We start from the raw sequence: 19,039 nt of genomic DNA, 5'->3' as shown, positions 1-19,039 counted from the left end.
GAATCCGCATCGCCGACGGGCGGCGTACGTCATGCGCTCACGCGTGCCGGTCCTCCAGCGCATGCACCGCCCCCTGCGCGATCAAGTCGCGAATCCGCGTCGTGTCGAAGCCATACGCCATCAACACCTCGCACGTGTGTTCGCCAAGCCGCGGCGCGGGACCGCCCGTGCGTTTCGGCGTCTCGGAAAAGCGGATCGGCAGACCGATGCTGCGTGTCGGGCCGTCCAGCGGGTGCACGGTTTCCACCACCATCTCGCGCGCTACGATCTGCGGGTGCGTCACCGCTTCGGAGATCGGCAGCACCGGGCCGACCGGCAAGCCCACGGCGTCGAGCCGTTCGACCCAGCGCTCGGTGGTGTCGCGCATCAGGTACGCCGTGAGGCGCTCGACGAGTTCGGCACGGTGCGCCGTGCGCCCGGCGTTGGTGGCGAAACGCGGATCACCGGCGATCTCGGGGGCGTCGAGCACCTGCAGCAACCGTTCGTAGTTCGCCTGATTGGCCGCGCCGATATTGATCCACCCGTCTTGCGTTCGAAACGCCTGATAGGGGGTGCTCGTCGGATTCGCCGAGCCAAGCTTCGGCGGATTCTCGCCGCTCGCGAAGAAGTTGGCCGCCGCCCAGTACATCTGCTGGAATCCCGCTTCGAGCAGCGACGTGTCGACGATCTGTCCTTGCCCCGTGCGCAGTCGATGCGCGTACGCCGCCGAGATACCGAGCGCCGCCAGAATGCCCGCGTTGATATCCGCAATCGGCGAGCCCGCCTTGATGGGCGCCTGACCCGGCTCGCCCGTCACGCTCATCAGGCCTGAGAGCCCTTGCGCGATCAGATCGAAGCCGCCTTTGTCGGCGTACGGGCCAGTGCGTCCATAGCCGGAAATCGAGCAATAGATGAGCGCCGGATTGGCTGCGCGCAGGGTCTCGTAACCCAGGCCGAGCTTCTCCATCGTCCCCTTGCGATAGTTCTCGGTGACGACGTCGGCGCTCGCCAGTATCTCGCGCAACACCGCGCAGCCGCCCTCCGTCTTGAGATTGAGCGCAATGCCACGCTTGTTGCGATTGAGCATCATGAACGACGCCGATTCGCCGTGCGGGAGGATCGGCGCAAAACGACGGGCGTCGTCGCCGTCCATCTTCTCGACCTTGATGACGTCGGCGCCCATGTCGGCCAGCATCATGCCGCACACCGGGCCGGACATGATGTGCGACAGCTCGATCACCTTGACACCCTGCAACGGCCCGCCGGCCGGTTTGACGGTATCGGTCATGTCACCGCCCCTCGAACACGGGCGGCGTCTTCGCGAGGAAGGCGCGATAGCCCGTCTGAAAATCGGCCGTGCCGAAGCACGCGAAACCTTCGTCGATCTGCGCGGCGCTGAGCGGCTGGCCGCTGGCCAGTTCGCGCACGAAGCGCTTGTGCCAGCGTGCCACCAGCGGCGCGCCGGCAGCGATGCGCGACGCGCTCTCCAACGCTTCGCGCGTGACGTCGCCGTCGGCCACCACGCGGGTCACGAGCCCGATGCGCAACGCCTCCTGCGCATCGAAGATCCGGCCTTCGAGCAGGATCTCGAGCGCGCGCGAGGGACCGAGCAGACGGACCAGGCCCGATAGCTCCGCGTGCGCCATCACCAGGCCCAGCTTGTTGATCGGCGCACCGAAACGGCTCGTTTCGCCGCAGATGCGCACGTCGCACGCCGCCGCGATCTCCATGCCGCCGCCGACGCAAATGCCGTGAATCATCGCGACGAGCGGCACAGGGCATCGGGACAAGGCGTCGAGCGTACGGTGCATGAGCGCGCCATACGTTCTTGCCTGCTCGACGTTGGCGCGATCGGTCTCGAACTCCGCAATGTCGTTGCCCGGCGCGAAGGACTTCTCGCCCGCCCCTCGCAGCACGATACAGCGCACGTCGGGCGTTTCGGACAACGTGAGGATCGTGTCGCCCAAGGCCTGCCACATTGGCTTGGTCAACGCGTTGAGCTTCTCAGGACGATTGAGCGTGACCCGCGCGATGGCGCCGTCTCGCTCGGTCAGAACGGTGGATGTCACATAGCCTCCTTCCAACGCCAGCACGCACCCGATGTCGGCCAGCCTGTCTTTTTGGTATACCAATTTTTCGTAAACGATAAGATCTTCGAGATGGGATTGGCAAGCGGCAATCGCAAAATTCAGGGTTAACGTGGGAAATGCGCGCATTACCGATTGACGACGGATGACATCCCCATCAAAATTGGCATTCCATTTTCACGATCATTGCGCATGAGCACGTCCGCCTCGCTGAACGCCGCCGCTTACGAAGCCCTCAAGGCGCGCATCGTGCGCGGCGAGCTTCGTCCCGGCGCGCCCCTCTCGGAACGCGCGCTATGCGACGCGCTGGCTGTCTCGCGCACGCCGCTGCGTGAAGCGCTCAAGCGACTGGCGAACGAAGGGTTGGTGGAAATCTCGGAAACGCGCCGGGCACGCGTGGCGCGTGTGAGTGTCGACGAAGTCGTGAATCTGCTCGCCGTGATGGCAGTCCTCGAAGGACTCTCGGGCGAGCAGGCGTGCGAAAAAGCGTCGGAGGCCGATCTTGACGCCCTCACGCAACTGCAAGCCGACATGGAATCGGCTTACGCCCGCGCCGATCACGCCGCCTACTTCGCCCTGAATCAGCAGATTCACCTGAGCATTCTGCGCATGGCGGACAACGGGCCGCTGGCCGAGTATTTCCACAATCTCAACGCACGCCTGCGGTATGTGCGCGAGCGATTGACGCCAACGCCCGAGCGCTGGCGTCAGGCCGTCGATGAACATGCGGAAATGCTCGCGCTGCTACGCCGACGCGATGGCAAGCGACTGCGCACGCTGATGGAAGCGCACCTGCGCAGCAAGACCGACGCCTATGTCGCCGCCATGCTCAACGAAGGATTGGTGAGTCTGGGGCGCGCGGCGTGAGCCTGTGAACGCATGAATGTGTGAGCGTGTGAACACGCCAGCGCATTCCGACGCCTGCGCCGCGCCGGCGTGTCACGCGGCCGCGAGTCGATGGGCGAGCACGGTGGCACACTTGGCCATCAGATGCCCACGCAACAGTCGGCCGAGCGCGGCACCGTCGCGCGCATGCAGGGCGCGCAGCATCGCAACATGCTCGTCGACGGCTTGCTCCCACTTGCCGGCATGCAGATTGGAGCGGAATCGCAGCGCCTGCAGCCGTTGATTGACCGATTGGTACATTTGCGTGAGGGCGGGATTACGCGCCGCCACATTGATGCAATCGTGAATTCGCTGATTGCAGTCGAAATAGCCGGGAAGGTCGCCGTTCGCGTGACACGTCATCATTTCGCTGTGCAACGCCTGGATATCGTCGATTTCCGCGGACGTGATGCGCTCGCAAGCCAATTCGCCAGCCAGCGCTTCAAGGCCGCTGAGCAGTTCGAAGGCATCGGCGATATCGCTGGCCGACAACGTCACGACACGCGCGCCGCGATTCGGCAGCAGTTCGATCAGCCGCTCGACGGCCAGCATCTTGAGCGCCTCGCGCAGCGGCGTGCGCGACACACCGAGTTGCTCGCACAGGGCGCGCTCATTCAGATGCGCGCCCGGCGGCAGGGTGCCTTCGATCATCATCTTGCGCAGGCGGTCCATCACGGCAAGATGCAGCGCCTGCCGGCTGATGGGCGCCGCCGTCTCGCCGTCTGGCGGATGAATGACAGGATCACGCAGGACGTTCAGGGTCACAGAGTGCATAGGCTTGGCCAGGTCGTTCGCTTGGAGAAGAAGGTCATCGACTGCACGCACTGCACTTTCGCAAGCCATGGCAAGCGTCCCCGCTGCCACATCGCGCGAAATATTACGAAATATTACGAAGTCCGATTCTCGCAGATCCCCAGGACTTTGACTACGTTAGGTGGTGTTTTCACCGAGTAGGCGTCACGTTCACCGCACTGCGCAACAACGACTGAATTTTGTATACGATGTGGAGCCACTTGCCGCCAGCGCATCGCTGGGGCATCGCCTTTTTCCCAGGAGACTTGCAAGATGTTCGAGACCCCCACCGTCGAATCGCTGGCCCAGTTGCTGGCCGACACCCGTCGCGGCGATACGCCGATCGCCTCCCCCGCCCCGGCGCTGCTGCCGGTGGACTTCGACGCCGCCTACGCCGTGCAATTGCGCACCCTCGATTTGCTCGGCGAGACGATCGCAGCGTGGAAAGTGGGAGCGAAAACGCCGATGGATCTGCCGAATTGCGCGCCGATTCCCGCCTCCGTCGTGAGCGACGCGGGCTGCACTCTCGCACTGGGTGACTTCTTCCGTCCGGGACTGGAGTTGGAGATCGCGTTCCGACTGGCCCGCGATATCAAGCCGGGAATCTACGACGAGCGTGAGGCGCTCATGTTTGTCGGCGAAACGCTCGTGACGATCGAGATCACCGACAGCCGTTTCGCGACGAGCGGTCTCGACAGTCGGTTCACGTTGGCCGACTTGCAGAACAACGGTGCGCTCGTGATCGGGAGCGGGCGCGCCTACGATGCGTCGCTCGACTACCTGACGCCGAAGCTTACGTTCTCGCTCGATGGGGTGAACATCGCGCCGGCAGACACGGGATTCAACACGGGGGGCGATCCGCGCACCTTGCTCACGTGGCTCGTGAATCACAACGGCAAGCGCGGCATCACGATGCACGCGGGCGCCGTGATCACCTGTGGCTCTTGTCTGGGCATGCTTCCCGCGCGCGGTGCGGGCGTACTGCGCGGCACGATCGACGGGATCGGCGAGGCGTCCGTCACGCTGAAGTAAGAGTGGGCGATCGCCCGGGGTCGCCGTGAGTGTGTCCTTCGATCAAGCCGCGACTTATCCACAGTTTTTGTTCACAACGTTGTGGACAACGAATGAGGCACGGTTGCCAAGCGCTTGATCGGTATGGCGTTTTCGACCGAACGGATCAGGAGGCGCTCCCCGCAGGCAAACTGCCTGCGAGCGCCTACGATTTATCCACAGATTTTGTGTTCAAGTCTGTGGACAAGTCCTTGATGAGAGAACGCAAGCCGTTGATTCGACTCAGAGATTCAGTTGACAGCCGTCGTGGAAGCAGCGCTCTGGCGGTCCATCGCCAGCGCAAAGCTCTTGTTGCGCTCGCGAACGACACGGTGAATCAGGTCCCACACCGTATGCGCAACGGGCGAGAGCGAACGGTTCTTGCGCCGCACGAGCACGATGTTGCGCTCGAACGCGGGCAACAGCGGACGCACGGCCAACGTGGAGTTCTCCGGCAACGGCAACGCGAGCGGCGGCAGCACGCTCACCCCCAGCCCCTCCTGCACCATGCGGAAGATGGTGCTCACATGCCCCAGCTCCTGCGTGATCGTTCCCTGCACCTTTTGCGTGGTGAGCGCGCGATCGATGAGCGGACGGCTGCCCGAACTCTGATTGAGCAGCACCAGATTTTCGCCTGAGAGCTCCGACCAGTGCACGGCCGCCTGTGTGGCCAACGGATGATCGCTGCGGCACACCAGACAGAACGGCTCGCTCATCAGGTGCTCGGTCGTGAGGTCGTCCGCGCCCTGCGGCGCAACCACGATGCCGAAGTCCACATCGCCCGCGCGCACGCTGTCCAGAACGGCGCGCTGCATCTGGTCGACGAGGGCAAGCGCCACATCCGGATACGTTGCCTGCGACGCCAACAGCACACGCGGCATGAGCGTCGCGGAGATGGTCGGGGCGGCGCCGATGCGCACCCTTCCGGTCGTGCGGGCTTCCGCGCCATGCGTCTGCAGCAGGGCGATCTCGAGTTCGTCGAGCACACGGTCGAGACTGGCGGCGAGCGTCACACCGGCGTCGGTCAGGGCGACCTCGCGCGTGGTCCGGTCAACGAGACGCAGGCCAAGCTGTCCTTCCAGTTCATTGATGCACCGGCTGATGGCCGGTTGTGTCAGGCCGATCTCGGCCCCGGCGCGGCTGAAGTTCTTGCTGCGCGCCACGACCATGAAAACCTTCAGTTGTCTCAGCGATACGTTCATGTGCGATTGCCCTGCGGATAATTAAGCGAACGAACCACCGCAGTGGCTCCGGCGCGCCGCGCTCGGCGGCGCGCCCCGTATTGCGCCAGTCAAACGGTCGCGGCGATCAGGCCGCTGCCTTGACCATCTCTTCGACCACTTTCTTCGCGTCGCCGAAGACCATCATGGTCTTGTCGAGGTAGAACAGGTCGTTGTCCAGCCCGGCATAACCCGCCGCCATCGAACGCTTGTTGACGATGATCGTCTTGGCCTTGTACGCCTCGAGAATCGGCATGCCGGCGATCGGCGACGTCGGATCGGTCTTCGCGGCCGGATTCACCACGTCGTTCGCGCCGAGCACCAGCACCACGTCCGTTTGACCGAATTCGCCGTTGATCTCGTCCATCTCCAGCACCTGGTCGTACGGCACTTCGGCTTCCGCGAGCAGCACGTTCATATGACCCGGCATGCGCCCCGCCACCGGGTGGATCGCGTAACGCACACTCACGCCCTTCTCGACGAGCTTGTCGGTCAACTCCTTCAGGGCGTGCTGCGCGCGGGCGACAGCCAGACCGTAACCCGGCACGATCACCAGCGATTCGGCGTTGCTCATCAGGAATGCGGCGTCGTCAGGCGAACCCGACTTCACCGGCCGCTGCGGTTGATCTCCCACTGCGCCCCCCGCCCCCGCCTGGGCACCAAAGCCGCCGAGAAGCACGTTGAAGAACGAGCGATTCATGGCTTTGCACATGATGTACGACAGAATGGCGCCTGACGAACCCACGAGCGAACCCGCGATGATGAGCATCGGGTTGTTCAGCGAGAAGCCAATACCGGCCGCCGCCCAGCCCGAGTACGAGTTCAGCATCGACACGACGACCGGCATGTCCGCGCCGCCAATCGGAATGATGATGAGCACACCGAGCACGAACGCGATGGCCGTCATGATGGCGAACGGCGTCCAGCTCTGCGAGACGAAGAACGCACCGCCAAAGCCGAGCATCGCAATCGCCAGCGCCAGATTCACCATGTGCTGACCCGTGAAGACCACCGGTGCGCCCTGGAACAAACGGAACTTGTACTTGCCCGAGAGTTTGCCGAAGGCGATGACCGACCCCGAGAACGTGATCGCGCCAACGAACGTGCCGATGAACAGCTCGATACGATTGCCTGCCGGCAACGACGTCTGCCCCGCCGGCACGATGCCGAACGCCGCCGGTTCCGCCACCGCCGCCACCGCGATGCACACGGCCGCCAGACCGATCAGCGAGTGCATGGCCGCGACCAGCTCCGGCATCTTGGTCATCTCGACCTTGCGCGCGACGAACGCACCGATGCCGCCGCCGACCACGAGCCCCGCGAGGATCAATCCGAGTCCGGAGAAGTTGCCGTTCGAGAGTTTGCGCAACTCGAAGATCAGCGCCACGGTCGTCAGCGCCGCAATCGTCATCCCGATCATGCCGAACGCATTGCCGCGTCGCGCCATCTTCGGATTCGACAGGCCCTTGAGCGCCTGAATGAAACAGATCGACGCGACCAAATACAACAGCGTCACAAGATTCATGCTCATGTCAGTGCGCTCCCTTGGCTGCGGCTTCGTCATTGGCCGCGGTCTTTGCCGGGGCCTTGTCTTTCTTCTTGAACATCTCGAGCATGCGCTGTGTGACGAGGAAGCCCCCGAACACGTTGACCGCCGCAAGCGCCACGGCCACGACACCCATCGTCTTGCCGAGCGCGCCTTCCGTGAGCCCGGCCGCGAGCATCGCGCCCACGATCACGATGGCCGAGATCGCGTTCGTGACCGCCATGAGCGGCGTGTGCAGCGCAGGCGTGACGTTCCACACCACGTGATAGCCGACGTACACCGCCAGCACGAAGATGATCAGATTGATCACCGTGTGATTGATCATTTCCATGGTCGTGTCTCCCCCTTATGCCGCACGCAGCACTTGACCGTCGCGGCACATCAGGCACGCACTGACGATGTCGTCGTTGGTATCGATGACGAGCTTGCCTTCCTTGTCGATCACCAGCTTCAGGAAGTCGAGCACGTTACGGGCATACAGCGCCGAGGCGTCGGCCGCCACCATGCCCGCGAGGTTGGTGTAGCCCGCAATCGTTACGCCATGCACCTTGACGACCTCGTCGGCTACCGACAACGGGCAATTGCCGCCGCCGTTCGCGCCGCGCCCTGCCGCCAGATCGATGATCACCGAGCCGGGCTTCATGGCCTTGACGGTGTCTTCGGCGATGAGCGTCGGTGCGGCGCGTCCCGGAATCAACGCGGTGGAGATGACGATGTCCGCCTGCGTCAAACGTGTGTGCACGAGTTGCGACTGACGCGCGAGCCATGCGGCCGGCATCGGACGCGCATAGCCGCCCACGCCCTTGGCGATCTCGCGTTCCTCGTCGGTCTCGAACGGCACGTCGATGAACTTGGCGCCGAGCGATTCGATCTGCTCGCGCACGGCCGGACGCACATCCGAGGCTTCGATGACCGCGCCGAGACGCTTGGCCGTGGCGATGGCCTGCAACCCGGCGACGCCGGCGCCCAGCACGACCAGACGCGCGGCCTTGACCGTGCCGGCGGCCGTCATGAGCATCGGCATGAAGCGCTGATACAGATTGGCGGCAAGCATCACGGCCTTGTAGCCGGCGATGTTGGCCTGCGAAGACAACACGTCCATGCTTTGCGCGCGCGTGGTCCGCGGCGCGGCTTCCAGGGCGAAGCCAATGACACCCGCCGCCGCCATGCGCGCATTGTTCTCGGCATCGAACGGGTTGAGCATGCCGACCACCGCACTGCCACGTGGAATCAACGCGATTTCCGCGATCGACGGCGCGCGTACCTTGAGCACCAACTCGGCGCCAAGGGCTTCGGCCGCGCTACCGCTCGACGCGCCCGCTGCGACATACGCCGCATCAGGCACGCTGGCCGCCTCGCCCGCACCACGCTCCACGGTGACGCGATGCCCTGCGCCCACCAGCTTCTTCACCGTTTCCGGTGTGGCCGCGACGCGGGATTCGCCGGCGGCCGTCTCCTTTGGAATGCCAATATGCATAGTTATTGTCTCGGGGTCTGAGCCCCTGTCGTGTTGTGAAACTCAGGCCGCAACGGCTCTCGGCGACTGCATCGAACGCCCTTCATTGGCCGCTTCGAAGCAACGCACCTTAGTGCAGTGAATCAGGTCGCACAGGAATTCCGGCTCGTAGGCGCGCAGCAGATGCGGCTGATGTCCGTCGAGGTAAGCCCCGATCAGCAACAGCTCGGCCATGCGCAACGCCTGCGCCGAAGCGCCTTCAAGATACGCCAGCGGTAAATCTTGGTTCCCGGTCGCGTGCAGCAACCGGGCATAGGTGGGATGGTCCCAATACCAGTCCAGCCCCAATTCGACGAATGCGTTGTTGAACGCATGCAGATGGGCGTTGGCAACCGGTGCCAGGGCAGCTGGTTTGATATGCGATTCGATGACAGACATGATGGCGCTCTCCCAAAACAGTGATCGTCTCCAGAACACGCAGACCCGCGCTCGCCTGACATGACAGGTCACCGACGCTTTGCTGTCACACCACTTTCATGCGGGCTGCCATTGCAGATTACGCAGCCCAATCCATAAAAGACAGTTAAAGTTAATTATGCAAACCATCTACGATTACTTATACTTCTTTGGCAACGCTTAGCGTGCGGAAATCGTTCCGCCCCCCCGCCGATGTCAGGATGACCGCCGCATGAAACACGCCACGCTCCGTCAACTCAAGGTCTTCGAAGCCGTGGCGCGCCATTTGAGCTTTTCGCGCGCCGCCGAAGAACTTCACCTCACGCAACCGGCCGTCTCGACACAGGTCAAGCAGCTCGAGAGTCACGTCGGCCTGCCGCTGTTCGAGCAGTTGGGCAAGAAGGTCTTCCTCACGCCGGCGGGTACCGAAATGCTCCACTACAGCCGCGCGATCATTGCGCTCTTTCGCGAAACCGAAGAGGCAATGGATCACCTCAAGGGCATCACGGGCGGCAAGCTCAACGTGGCCGTGATCAGCGCGGGAGACTATTTCTTTCCCCGGTTGCTCGCGGCCTTTACCGCACGCCATCCCGGTGTGACGCTCAATCTCACGGTTCATAACCGCGAGGAACTTCTGCATCAGCTCACCGAAAACCTCACCGATCTAGCGGTGATGGTGCGTCCGCCACCGGAGATCGACACGATCAACGAAGCCTTCGCGCCCCATCCCTATGTCATCGTGGCACCGCCGGATCATCCGCTGGCCAGCCAGCGTCAGATTCCCTTCTCGCGTTTGACGGAAGAACCGTTCATCAGCCGCGAGCGCGGATCCGACACGTGGAATTCCCTGCAGGATGCCTTCGGTCAGCGCACCCAGCGACTCAAGATCACGATGGAGATCGCCAGCACGGAAACCATCAAGCAAGCGGTCGTGGCGGGCATGGGCATCAGCTTCCTGTCGGCCCATACCGTTGGCATGGAGCTTCAGACCGGTCAGTTGACGGTGCTCGACGTCCAGGGCTTTCCGGCCTGGCAAAGCTGGTACGTCGTGCATCGTCGCAGCAAGCGGTTGCCGCCGGTCGCGCTCGCCTTCCGGGAATTCCTGCTGGCCGAAGGCGCTGCGCTCATCGACGGCATGATGGCCTACAAGAGTCCCGTGCCGCCTCCCGCTGCGCGCTGCGGCGATCACGCCGCCTCGCGCCGGACAGATCCCGGATCCGCCGAATGAAAAAGGGCGATCGACTCAGGCCTTTGCCACCCCGGCCGACCACCGTGAAATCGATTGCTCCCTCAGCCGCCCATGCGGTTGGCCAACGTCCCCAGTCCGTCAATGCTCACCTCGACCAGCGCGCCCTCTTTCATCGAGCCCACGCCAATCGAGGTGCCCACGGCGATCACATCCCCCGGCATCAGGGTCATGTCGTGTGAGATACGCGCGACGAGTTGCCACGGGTTGAAGATCATGTCGGCGAGCGGATAGCGCTGACGCTCCGTGCCGTCGAGCCGCGTGACGACCTCCGCCTCGCGCCAGTCGAAATCCTGGGCAATGACGGGGCCGAGACAGCCGAACGTGTCGAAGCCCTTGGCCCGCGTCCACTGTGCGAAGTTGCCGTCTTGCTCGATGATTTCAGCGGCGGTCACGTCGTTGACCAACGTGTAGCCGAGGATGTAATCGCGCGCGGCTTCCTCGCTCACTTGGCTCGCGCGCTTGCCGATCACAACGCCCAGCTCGCCCTCGAACACGATCTTGCCCGCATACGACGGGGGACGCTGAATCACTGCGCCGGGCCCGTTCAGCGACGTGGCCGGCTTGATGAGAAAGAGCGGATGCGACGGCGCGGCCTTGCCGAGCTTCGCGCCGAGCGCGTGAAAGTTGTTCCACAGCGCCACGATTTTCGAGGGCTCGCACGGGCACAGCAGATCGACCGTATCGCGCGCGATCGTCGCGCCCGTGGCGATCGGCTGATCGTAGAGATCGCCGCGATGTTCGAGAATATGGTCGTCCTGCAGCAGGCCAAAGCCGATGCGACCATGCGCGGTCTTGAAACGGGTCCAGAGCTTCATGCGTATGCCTTATCTGTAACCGCCCGGCGCTACGGCAGGGTTCGCCGTTCGCGCGCCGGACGCGATGTCGTGACGTCATTCCCATCTGCCTCGTGCAGACGACTTGCGTTCGTGCGACGACGCTTGCACGGCGCCGCTTATACCGCGCCGATTTCGCGCAGTGCCGCGATCTGCTGTGTGCTGTAGCCGAATTCCGAAAGCACGTCGTCGGTGTGTTCGCCAAGCAGCGGCGAGCGCTCCACATGCGTGGGGCTGGCCGAGAGCTTGATCGGGTTGCCGACGGTGAGGTACTTGCCGCGCTTCGGGTGATCGACTTCGACGATGGTCCCGGTCTCGCGCAGCGACATATCCTCGGCAATCTCCTTCATCGACAGAATCGGACCGCACGGGATGTCGTACTCGTTGAGGATCGCCATGACCTCGAACTTCGTCTTGGTCATGGTCCAATGCTCAACCGTGTCGAAGATCTCGCGCAGACGCGGCAGACGGGCACGCGGCGTGGCGTAGTCGGGATGCTCGACCCACTCGGGCTTGCCGATCACCTTGCAGATCGAGCCCCACACGGGCGCCTGGGCGATGAAGTAGATGTACGCGTTCGGGTCGGTCTCCCAGCCCTGACACTTGAGAATCCAGCCCGGCTGACCGCCGCCCGACGCATTGCCAGCACGCGGCACGGCATCGCCGAACTCGCCGTTCGGGAACTGCGGATACTCTTCCATCACGCGCGCGCGCTCCAGGCGCTGCTGATCGCGCAGCTTCACGCGGCACAGGTTCAACACCCCGTCCTGCATGGCGGCGAGCACGCGCTGGCCCTGTCCGGTCATCGTGCGCTGATACAGCGCCGTAACGATGCCCAGCGCCAGATGCAGCCCCGTGCCCGAGTCGCCGATCTGCGCCCCCGTGACCATCGGCGGGCCGTCGTCGAAACCGGTCGTCGACGCCGCACCGCCCACGCACTGCGCCACGTTCTCGTAGACCTTGCAGTCCTGGTACGGACCGGGTCCGAAGCCCTTGACCGAAGCCACGATCATGCGCGGGTTCAACGCGTGGATGTGCTCCCACGTGAAGCCCATGCGATCGAGTGCGCCGGGGGCGAAGTTCTCAACGAGCACGTCGCAGTCGCGGATCATGCGCTCGAGCACCGCCTTGCCTTCCGGGTGCTTCGTGTCGAGCGTGATCGAACGCTTGTTGCTGTTGAGCATCGTGAAGTAGAGACTGTCCGCGTCGGGAATGTCGCGCAGTTGATCGCGCGTCACGTCGCCATGTCCCGCGCGTTCGATCTTGATCACGTCCGCGCCGAACCAGGCGAGCAACTGTGTGCACGTCGGCCCCGACTGCACGTGCGTGAAGTCGAGAATGCGCACACCTTCAAGTGCCTTACCCATGATCGGCTCCGCTCAGCACGTGGTCCGGGCATCTGCGCCCGAAGCCGACAGTTGAACTCGCGCATGGCGCACGGCACATGCCGCGACCTGCTCAATGTGCGTGCCACGCGCTGGGCGGGCTTCGCGCCGGATACTGGCGACGATGATCATGGTTTGTCTCCTCCTGATGCGACGGCGTTTATGTAATCGGTGCGCGAGACGCGACGACACGCGGGGCTCGCCTGATCGCTCGATGGTTGTCGCCTCTGCGGGCGCCATCCCCATCGTGGATCGATTGCTGTGATATACAGTATTTCATACACGATATTTTATCAACGGCTTTTTGTTGCCGATGAGATTTGCTGTCTCGCCGCATCGATCGGCAAAAAATCGCCGGAATCCCCATGTATCAAGGGAGTCCGCACTGCAACATGGTCCATGCGATCCGACCGGGCTACGGGTTTACAGGCATGTGTCACCGCGATGAAATTCGGTCTCCTGCGATGCGGATTCCTGGCAAGCCCAGTGAATATATTGAATACAAAATATTCACACCCCGCCGCATCGTCTTTGCCTGGCGGCCGAAATGCAAAAAAGCACCGATTCGCGACGCCGCCCTTTCGGGTGCGTTGCGAATCGGTGCTTCCTGTCTCTTGCGGTGACGGCTGGGCGTTAGCGGCGACCCCAGGCGCACCGCGCTATGTCGACCGGCATCGAGCGATCAGCCGGCGGTGGCGGCCACCTTCGCCTCGAGTTCCGCGACGCGCTTGCGCAACTGACGATCCTCCTGGAAGCGCGCCGTCTCGTCGCGAATCACGGCCACGATGCCGGTGACTTCGCCGCCCTCGCCATGCAACAACGCCACGGTGAACGCAATCGACATGGCGCGGCCGTCCTTGTGCGCGGCGGGCACCTTGAGCAGATCGCTGCCGTACTTCGTCTGCCCGGTCTCCATCGTCTTCACATAGCCTTCATTGTGGCGCGCGCGCAGCCGCTCGGGAATGATGATGTCCAGCGGCTGCCCGAGCGCCTCGGCCTCGGAGAAGCCGAACATCTTCTGCGCGCCGCTGTTCCACAGCGTGATGATGTTGTTCGGATCGGCCACGACGATGGCGTCGCCCACTACCTGGACCAACTGACTGACGTCGACGGATGCGCTCATGATGTCTCCAATAATCTTGTGGGGAATGCGATTGGCAGCGATACCAAACATGCCAATAAAGTACATCAATTAGAGGACAACACGGTCCCGAAAATAAAAATGGGTGCTGGCTCCGCTCGGCGCCGCACCCATGAACCCCTGCCTTGCGCCCCGCTCGCCGTCACCGCCCAAAGGCGGCGTCGGCACAGACGGCGCATTGGCGGCGAGCCAGGCTTGGCCTGACTCGCCGCCTCGCGGACTTAAACCGACCGCGACGAATGCAGGTTCGCGATCTGGTCCTTGCTGTAGCCCAGCTCGGCCAGGATCTCGTCGGTGTGCTCACCCAGCAGCGGCGAACCGGTGATTTCCGGCTTCAGACCCGAGAACTTGATCGGGCTGCCGACGGTCAGGTACGTACCACGCTCCTTGTGCGGCACTTCCACGATCGTGCCCGACGCGCGCAGCGACGGGTCGTTCGCGATTTCCTTCATCGACAGAACCGGTGCGCACGGGATATCGAACTTGCGCAGGATGTCCACCGCTTCGTACTTCGTCTTGTCGGCCAGCCAGGCTTCGATGGTCGCGAAGATCTCGAAGATGTGCGGTTGACGCGCTTGCGGCGTGGCGTAGTTCGGATCTTCGATCCACTCCGGCTTGCCCAGCGCGCGGCAGATCGGCTCCCAGGCGTGACCCTGAATCGTGAAGTAGATGTACGCGTTCGGATCCGTCTCCCAGCCCTTGCACTTGAGCACCCAGCCCGGCTGACCGCCACCGCCGGCGTTGCCGCCGCGCGGCACCACGTCGCTGAACTCGCCATGCGGGTACTGCGGATACTCTTCGAGGTAGCCGATACGGTCCAGGCGTTGCTGGTCGCGCAGCTTCACGCGGCACAGGTTGATGACCGAATCCTGCATCGAGACGGCGACCTTCTGACCACGGCCCGTCTGACCACGGCCGATGATGGCCGTCAGAATGCCGATCGCGAGGTGCATCCCGGTGTTGCTGTCGCCCAGCGCCGCGGCCGACACCGTCGGAGGGCCGTCCCAGAAGCCCGTCGTCGACGCCGCGCCACCTGCGCACTGTGCCACGTTCTCGTACACCTTCAGGTCATCGTAGTGGTGACCGTCCGAGAAGCCCTTCACCGAGGCCATGATCAGCTTCGGGTTGAGTTCGTTCAGACGCTCCCACGAGAAGCCCATGCGATCCAGCGCGCCCGGGCCGAAGTTTTCCACCAGCACGTCGGATTCACGCACCAGCTTTTCGAGAACTTCCTTGCCTTCCTGCGTCTTCGTGTCCAGCGTCAGCGAGCGCTTGTTGCTGTTGAGCATCGTGAAGTACAAGGCGTCGGCGTCGGGGATGTCGCGCAGTTGGTTACGCGTGACGTCGCCCGAACCCGGGCGTTCCACCTTGATGACGTCCGCACCGAACCAGGCCAGCAACTGCGTGCAGGCGGGGCCGGCTTGAACGTGCGTGAAGTCGATGATCTTGATACCTTCGAGGGGTTTGCTCATGTCATGTCTCCTTAATTGACTCGAGTTACTTTTTCATCGCCGCGCTTTGCGGATTCAGGTTCGTCAGACGGCCGCTTTCGGTGCCCGCCGCTTCGTCGATGACGGCGTTGATCAGCGCCGGCTTGCCTGCTGCGATGGACGCCTGCAGCGCCTTCGTCAGTTCTTCCGGCGTGGTGACGTGGTAGCCGATGCCACCGAACGCTTCGATCATCTTGTCGTAGCGCGCGCCCTTGACGAACACCGTCGGTGCCACGTCCTTGCCGCCCGTCGGATTGACGTCGGTGCCGCGATACACACCGTTGTTGTTGAAGATGATGGTGGTGACCGGCAGCTCGTAACGGCAGATGGTTTCGAGCTCCATGCCGCTGAAGCCGAATGCGCTGTCGCCTTCGATGGCCACGACCGGCTGACCGCTGGTGACGGCCGCGCCGATGGCGAAGCCCATGCCGATGCCCATCACGCCCCACGTACCCGAGTCGAAGCGCTTGCGCGGCTGGTACTGGTCGATGATGGCGCGCGCGTAGTCGAGCGTGTTCGCACCTTCGTTGACGAGGTTGATGTCCGGATGCTGCTTGAGCACGTCGCGAATCGCACCCAGCGCGCTGTGGAAGTTCATCGGCGACGGATTCTGCGCCAGCGTTGCCGCCATCTTCGCCAGGTTCTTGCTCCTGCGCTCGGCGATGGCGCCGGTCCATTCGGTCGACGGCTTGCCGAAGTTGGCATCGACACCGGCGAGCAGTGCCGACACGCACGAGCCGATGTCACCGATCACCGGGGCCGCGATGGCCACGTTGCTGTCGATTTCCGTCGGCGAGATGTCGATCTGCACGAACTTCTTCGGGGCGGCGCCCCACGTCTTGCCCTTGCCGTGCGCGAGCAGCCAGTTCAGGCGCGCGCCGATCAGCACGACAACGTCGGCTTCCTGCAGCACGAACGAACGTGCGGCCGCGGCCGATTGCTCATGCGTGTCGGGCAGCAGCCCCTTGGCCATCGACATCGGCAGGTAGGGAATGCCGGTCTTCTCGATGAGGGCGCGAATGTCGGCGTCGGCTTGTGCGTACGAAGCGCCCTTGCCGAGCAAGATCAGCGGACGCTTGGCGCCCTTGATGACGTCGAGCGCGCGCTGGACGGCATCCGGTGCCGGGATCTGACGCGGTGCGGCGTCGATCACGCGAATCAGGGAGTCTTTCGCCTTCTGTGCGTCGATGGTCTGGGCCAGCAGCTTGGCCGGCAAATCCAGGTAGACGCCGCCCGGGCGACCCGACACGGCGGCGCGAATGGCGCGGGCCAGGCCGACGCCGATGTCTTCGGCGTGCAGCACGCGGTAGGCCGCCTTGCAATACGGCTTGGCCGCATTGAGCTGGTCCATCTCTTCGTAATCGCCCTGCTGCAGGTCGACGATCTCACGCTCGCTCGAACCGCTGATCAGGATCATCGGGAAGCAGTTGGTGGTCGCGTTGGCGAGGGCGGTCAGGCCATTCAGGAAGCCGGGGGCCGACACGGTCAGGCAGATGCCGGGCTTTTGCGTCATGTAGCCGGCGATGGCTGCGGCATGCCCGGCATGCTGTTCGTGGCGGAAGCCGATGAAACGCATGCCTTCGGCTTGCGCGAGTCGAGCCAGATCGGTGATGGGAATCCCCACCAGACCGAAGATGGTGTCGATGTCGTTCGCTTTCAGGGCGTCAATGATCAGATGGAAGCCATCAGTCGTTGCTGCCTCGGACACGATGTTCGCGTGTCGGCTGGTGTCATTGAGCGTGTTGCCCGCGGTGTCGTTTTCCGCTTTGCCGACTGGCACGGTCATCGCAATGGACATAATTCTCTCCTCCAATTTTTCCGGTTTCAGTGTTGCGTCGTCTTGTCTGACGATTAATGGGTATTCCCAAACTGCTGCGCTACTTGCTCACCCGGCCGTGCAACCGGCCCCACAAGGGCACGGATTGCACGCCGGTCAAACATCTCTTCAATCCAGCCGCTCTGGCGGCGTCTTCATATCGTCAGTTCACGTTACGTGGTACTGCGCGATAGATCCGCCTGCACGACCGGCTCGCTGGCTTGCGCCTTGTAGTCACTGGCGTAACGCTGTGCCAGACGGGCACGCATCGGCTTGAGGACGAACAAGGCGAGGAAGGCAGCGAAGGCGTTCATGGCGCAAGCGATCATGAACACGGCCTGCCAACTGCCGGTCGACGTGGTGATGATGCTCGAGAAGGGCACCAGCAACGCGGCGGTCCCCTTCGCGGTGTAGAGCATCCCCGCGTTGGTGGCGGCGTACTTCGAGCCATACGTGTCGGCACAGGTCGCCGGGAACAGGCTGTAGATCTCTCCCCAGGCGAAGAACACCAGCCCCGTCAGAATCACGAAGGCCACCGGATGCTGGCCGAACTTGGCCAAGGCATAAATCCCGACGGCTTCCATCGCGAAGGCGATGAACATCGTGTTTTCGCGACCGATCTTGTCGGATATCCAGCCGAACACCGGACGCGTCACCCCATTGAGCACACGGTCGATAGCCAGTGCGAAGGTGAGTGCGGGCAGCGTCAGACCGAGGATCGACACCGGCGCCTGATCGAGACCGTAGTCCTTGGCGATCGGACCGAGCTGCGCCGTCGCCATCAAACCGCCGGCGGCCATCAGCACGAACATCAGATACATCATCCAGAACACCGGCGAGCGCATCACTTCCGTCGGCTTGGCGTTGTAGCGCATGGCACCCGGGGCCAACTTCTTGAGTGCCTCGATCGATGCCGGCGGGTTGCAGAGCGCCAGACCCAGCAGCAGCACGATGATCCCCTGGCCCAGACCGAAGGTCAGGAAGGTGTTTTCGTAGCCGCTCGACTTGATCATGTTGGCAATCGGCACCACCGTCAGTGCAGAACCCGCGCCGAAACCCGCGGCGGTCAAGCCCGCAGCCAAGCCGCGGCGATCCGGGAACCACTTCAACGCATTACCCACGCAGGTGCCATATACCGCACCGGCGCCCACCCCGCCCACGGCCGCCGCGAAATACAGCATCGGCAGCGACGAGGCATGGGCATTCAACACCCAGGCGACACCGCACAACAGACCACCCCCGACCACCACCGGGCGCGGGCCGAACTTGTCGACCAGATACCCTTCGATCGGCACCAGCCAGGTTTCGGTCACAACAAAAATCGTGAACGCCACCTGAATGGCCGTACGGCCCCAGTGATACTTCTCATCGATCGGGTTGACGAACAGCGTCCACCCGTACTGCAAGTTGGCGATCATCGCCATGCAAATCACGCCGAACACGAGCTGAACCCAAGGGCTCGCGAACACGGATTGCTTACCGTGTTGATTAGTCGTCTCCACTTGTACCTCCTCCATCGGTTTCCAGTTGTTTGGCAGCTTCACAACAACAACACCTTCCGGATGGGGTCTGTGCCCCCTGGGTATGCTTTACGAGGTCTTCGCCTCGTCGACTTGTCTCTGATGCTTACGGGGTCCATTGCATTCCCCGTAAA

Annotated in this window: 17 protein-coding genes; 3 read left to right on the top strand and 14 right to left on the bottom strand. The window is 63.2% G+C overall.

What is annotated here, in order from left to right:
* Positions 1 to 37: 37 nt before the first annotated feature.
* Both PCE31106_RS17450 and PCE31106_RS17445 read right to left on the bottom strand, forming a co-directional pair.
* Complete coding sequence (locus PCE31106_RS17450; RefSeq protein ID WP_150564150.1) at positions 38 to 1,267, bottom strand: CaiB/BaiF CoA transferase family protein; 1,230 nt, start codon at positions 1,265 to 1,267, stop codon at positions 38 to 40.
* 1 nt (position 1,268) lies between these two features.
* Complete coding sequence (locus PCE31106_RS17445; RefSeq protein WP_150564149.1) at positions 1,269 to 2,048, bottom strand: enoyl-CoA hydratase-related protein; 780 nt, start codon at positions 2,046 to 2,048, stop codon at positions 1,269 to 1,271.
* A gap of 210 nt (positions 2,049 to 2,258) precedes the next feature.
* Between PCE31106_RS17445 and PCE31106_RS17440 the strand changes: the two genes are divergently transcribed.
* Positions 2,259 to 2,933 carry a GntR family transcriptional regulator gene (locus tag PCE31106_RS17440; protein WP_039829942.1) on the top strand — a complete coding sequence of 225 codons (675 nt, stop codon included), beginning with the start codon at positions 2,259 to 2,261 and terminating at the stop codon, positions 2,931 to 2,933.
* 72 nt (positions 2,934 to 3,005) lie between these two features.
* On the opposite strand, the gene PCE31106_RS17435 is transcribed toward PCE31106_RS17440, so the two are convergent.
* A complete protein-coding gene (locus PCE31106_RS17435) occupies positions 3,006 to 3,725 on the bottom strand; it encodes a GntR family transcriptional regulator (RefSeq protein ID WP_150564148.1) in 720 nt (239 codons plus the stop codon).
* Positions 3,726 to 4,016: 291 nt separating this feature from the next.
* Here PCE31106_RS17435 and PCE31106_RS17430 point away from each other — a divergent pair, with 291 nt between their 5' ends.
* Positions 4,017 to 4,775, top strand: coding sequence for a 2-keto-4-pentenoate hydratase (locus PCE31106_RS17430; protein ID WP_150564147.1), 759 nt, complete (start codon positions 4,017 to 4,019; stop codon positions 4,773 to 4,775).
* 269 nt (positions 4,776 to 5,044) lie between these two features.
* On the opposite strand, the gene PCE31106_RS17425 is transcribed toward PCE31106_RS17430, so the two are convergent.
* From PCE31106_RS17425 to PCE31106_RS17405, 5 genes are all read right to left on the bottom strand, one after another.
* Positions 5,045 to 5,995 carry a LysR family transcriptional regulator gene (locus tag PCE31106_RS17425; RefSeq protein WP_150564146.1) on the bottom strand — a complete coding sequence of 317 codons (951 nt, stop codon included), beginning with the start codon at positions 5,993 to 5,995 and terminating at the stop codon, positions 5,045 to 5,047.
* Between the two features lie 106 nt (positions 5,996 to 6,101).
* Positions 6,102 to 7,544, bottom strand: a complete 1,443-nt coding sequence (locus PCE31106_RS17420; RefSeq protein ID WP_150564145.1) for an NAD(P)(+) transhydrogenase (Re/Si-specific) subunit beta — start codon at positions 7,542 to 7,544, stop codon at positions 6,102 to 6,104.
* A gap of 1 nt (position 7,545) precedes the next feature.
* Positions 7,546 to 7,890 (bottom strand): NAD(P) transhydrogenase subunit alpha part 2, encoded by a 345-nt coding sequence (locus tag PCE31106_RS17415; RefSeq protein WP_023596913.1) that lies wholly within the window; start codon positions 7,888 to 7,890, stop codon positions 7,546 to 7,548.
* A 15-nt stretch (positions 7,891 to 7,905) separates the two neighbouring features.
* Positions 7,906 to 9,036, bottom strand: coding sequence for a Re/Si-specific NAD(P)(+) transhydrogenase subunit alpha (locus PCE31106_RS17410; protein ID WP_150564144.1), 1,131 nt, complete (start codon positions 9,034 to 9,036; stop codon positions 7,906 to 7,908).
* A 42-nt stretch (positions 9,037 to 9,078) separates the two neighbouring features.
* Entirely contained in the window at positions 9,079 to 9,453 is a 375-nt protein-coding gene (locus tag PCE31106_RS17405; RefSeq protein WP_017231689.1) for an HAD family hydrolase, read from the bottom strand.
* 250 nt (positions 9,454 to 9,703) lie between these two features.
* Here PCE31106_RS17405 and PCE31106_RS17400 point away from each other — a divergent pair, with 250 nt between their 5' ends.
* The gene (locus PCE31106_RS17400) at positions 9,704 to 10,699 is read left to right on the top strand and encodes a LysR family transcriptional regulator (RefSeq protein ID WP_150564143.1); all 996 of its coding nucleotides are present in this window, start codon (positions 9,704 to 9,706) and stop codon (positions 10,697 to 10,699) included.
* 62 nt (positions 10,700 to 10,761) lie between these two features.
* Here the strand turns inward: PCE31106_RS17400 and PCE31106_RS17395 are convergent, their stop codons facing one another.
* The 6 genes from PCE31106_RS17395 to oxlT all read right to left on the bottom strand — a co-directional run bounded on the left by PCE31106_RS17395 (position 10,762) and on the right by oxlT (position 18,902).
* Positions 10,762 to 11,535 carry a fumarylacetoacetate hydrolase family protein gene (locus PCE31106_RS17395; RefSeq protein WP_150564142.1) on the bottom strand — a complete coding sequence of 258 codons (774 nt, stop codon included), beginning with the start codon at positions 11,533 to 11,535 and terminating at the stop codon, positions 10,762 to 10,764.
* Between the two features lie 137 nt (positions 11,536 to 11,672).
* Complete coding sequence (gene frc, locus PCE31106_RS17390; RefSeq protein WP_130025388.1) at positions 11,673 to 12,920, bottom strand: formyl-CoA transferase; 1,248 nt, start codon at positions 12,918 to 12,920, stop codon at positions 11,673 to 11,675.
* A 700-nt stretch (positions 12,921 to 13,620) separates the two neighbouring features.
* Positions 13,621 to 14,061, bottom strand: a complete 441-nt coding sequence (locus PCE31106_RS17385) for a PAS domain-containing protein (RefSeq protein WP_017231694.1) — start codon at positions 14,059 to 14,061, stop codon at positions 13,621 to 13,623.
* A gap of 239 nt (positions 14,062 to 14,300) precedes the next feature.
* Positions 14,301 to 15,551, bottom strand: coding sequence for a formyl-CoA transferase (frc, locus tag PCE31106_RS17380; protein ID WP_017231695.1), 1,251 nt, complete (start codon positions 15,549 to 15,551; stop codon positions 14,301 to 14,303).
* 25 nt (positions 15,552 to 15,576) lie between these two features.
* On the bottom strand, positions 15,577 to 17,367 hold the full coding sequence (oxc, locus tag PCE31106_RS17375; RefSeq protein ID WP_017231696.1) for an oxalyl-CoA decarboxylase: 1,791 nt from the start codon (positions 17,365 to 17,367) through the stop codon (positions 15,577 to 15,579).
* A gap of 191 nt (positions 17,368 to 17,558) precedes the next feature.
* Complete coding sequence (oxlT, locus tag PCE31106_RS17370; RefSeq protein WP_017231697.1) at positions 17,559 to 18,902, bottom strand: oxalate/formate MFS antiporter; 1,344 nt, start codon at positions 18,900 to 18,902, stop codon at positions 17,559 to 17,561.
* Between the last annotated feature and the right edge of the window lie 137 nt (positions 18,903 to 19,039).

This window comes from Pandoraea cepalis (genome assembly GCF_902459665.1).
Classification (GTDB): Bacteria; Pseudomonadota; Gammaproteobacteria; order Burkholderiales; family Burkholderiaceae; genus Pandoraea; species Pandoraea cepalis.
Note: the sequence above shows the minus strand (reverse complement) of the source record. Positions and strands in the feature narration are given on the sequence as shown.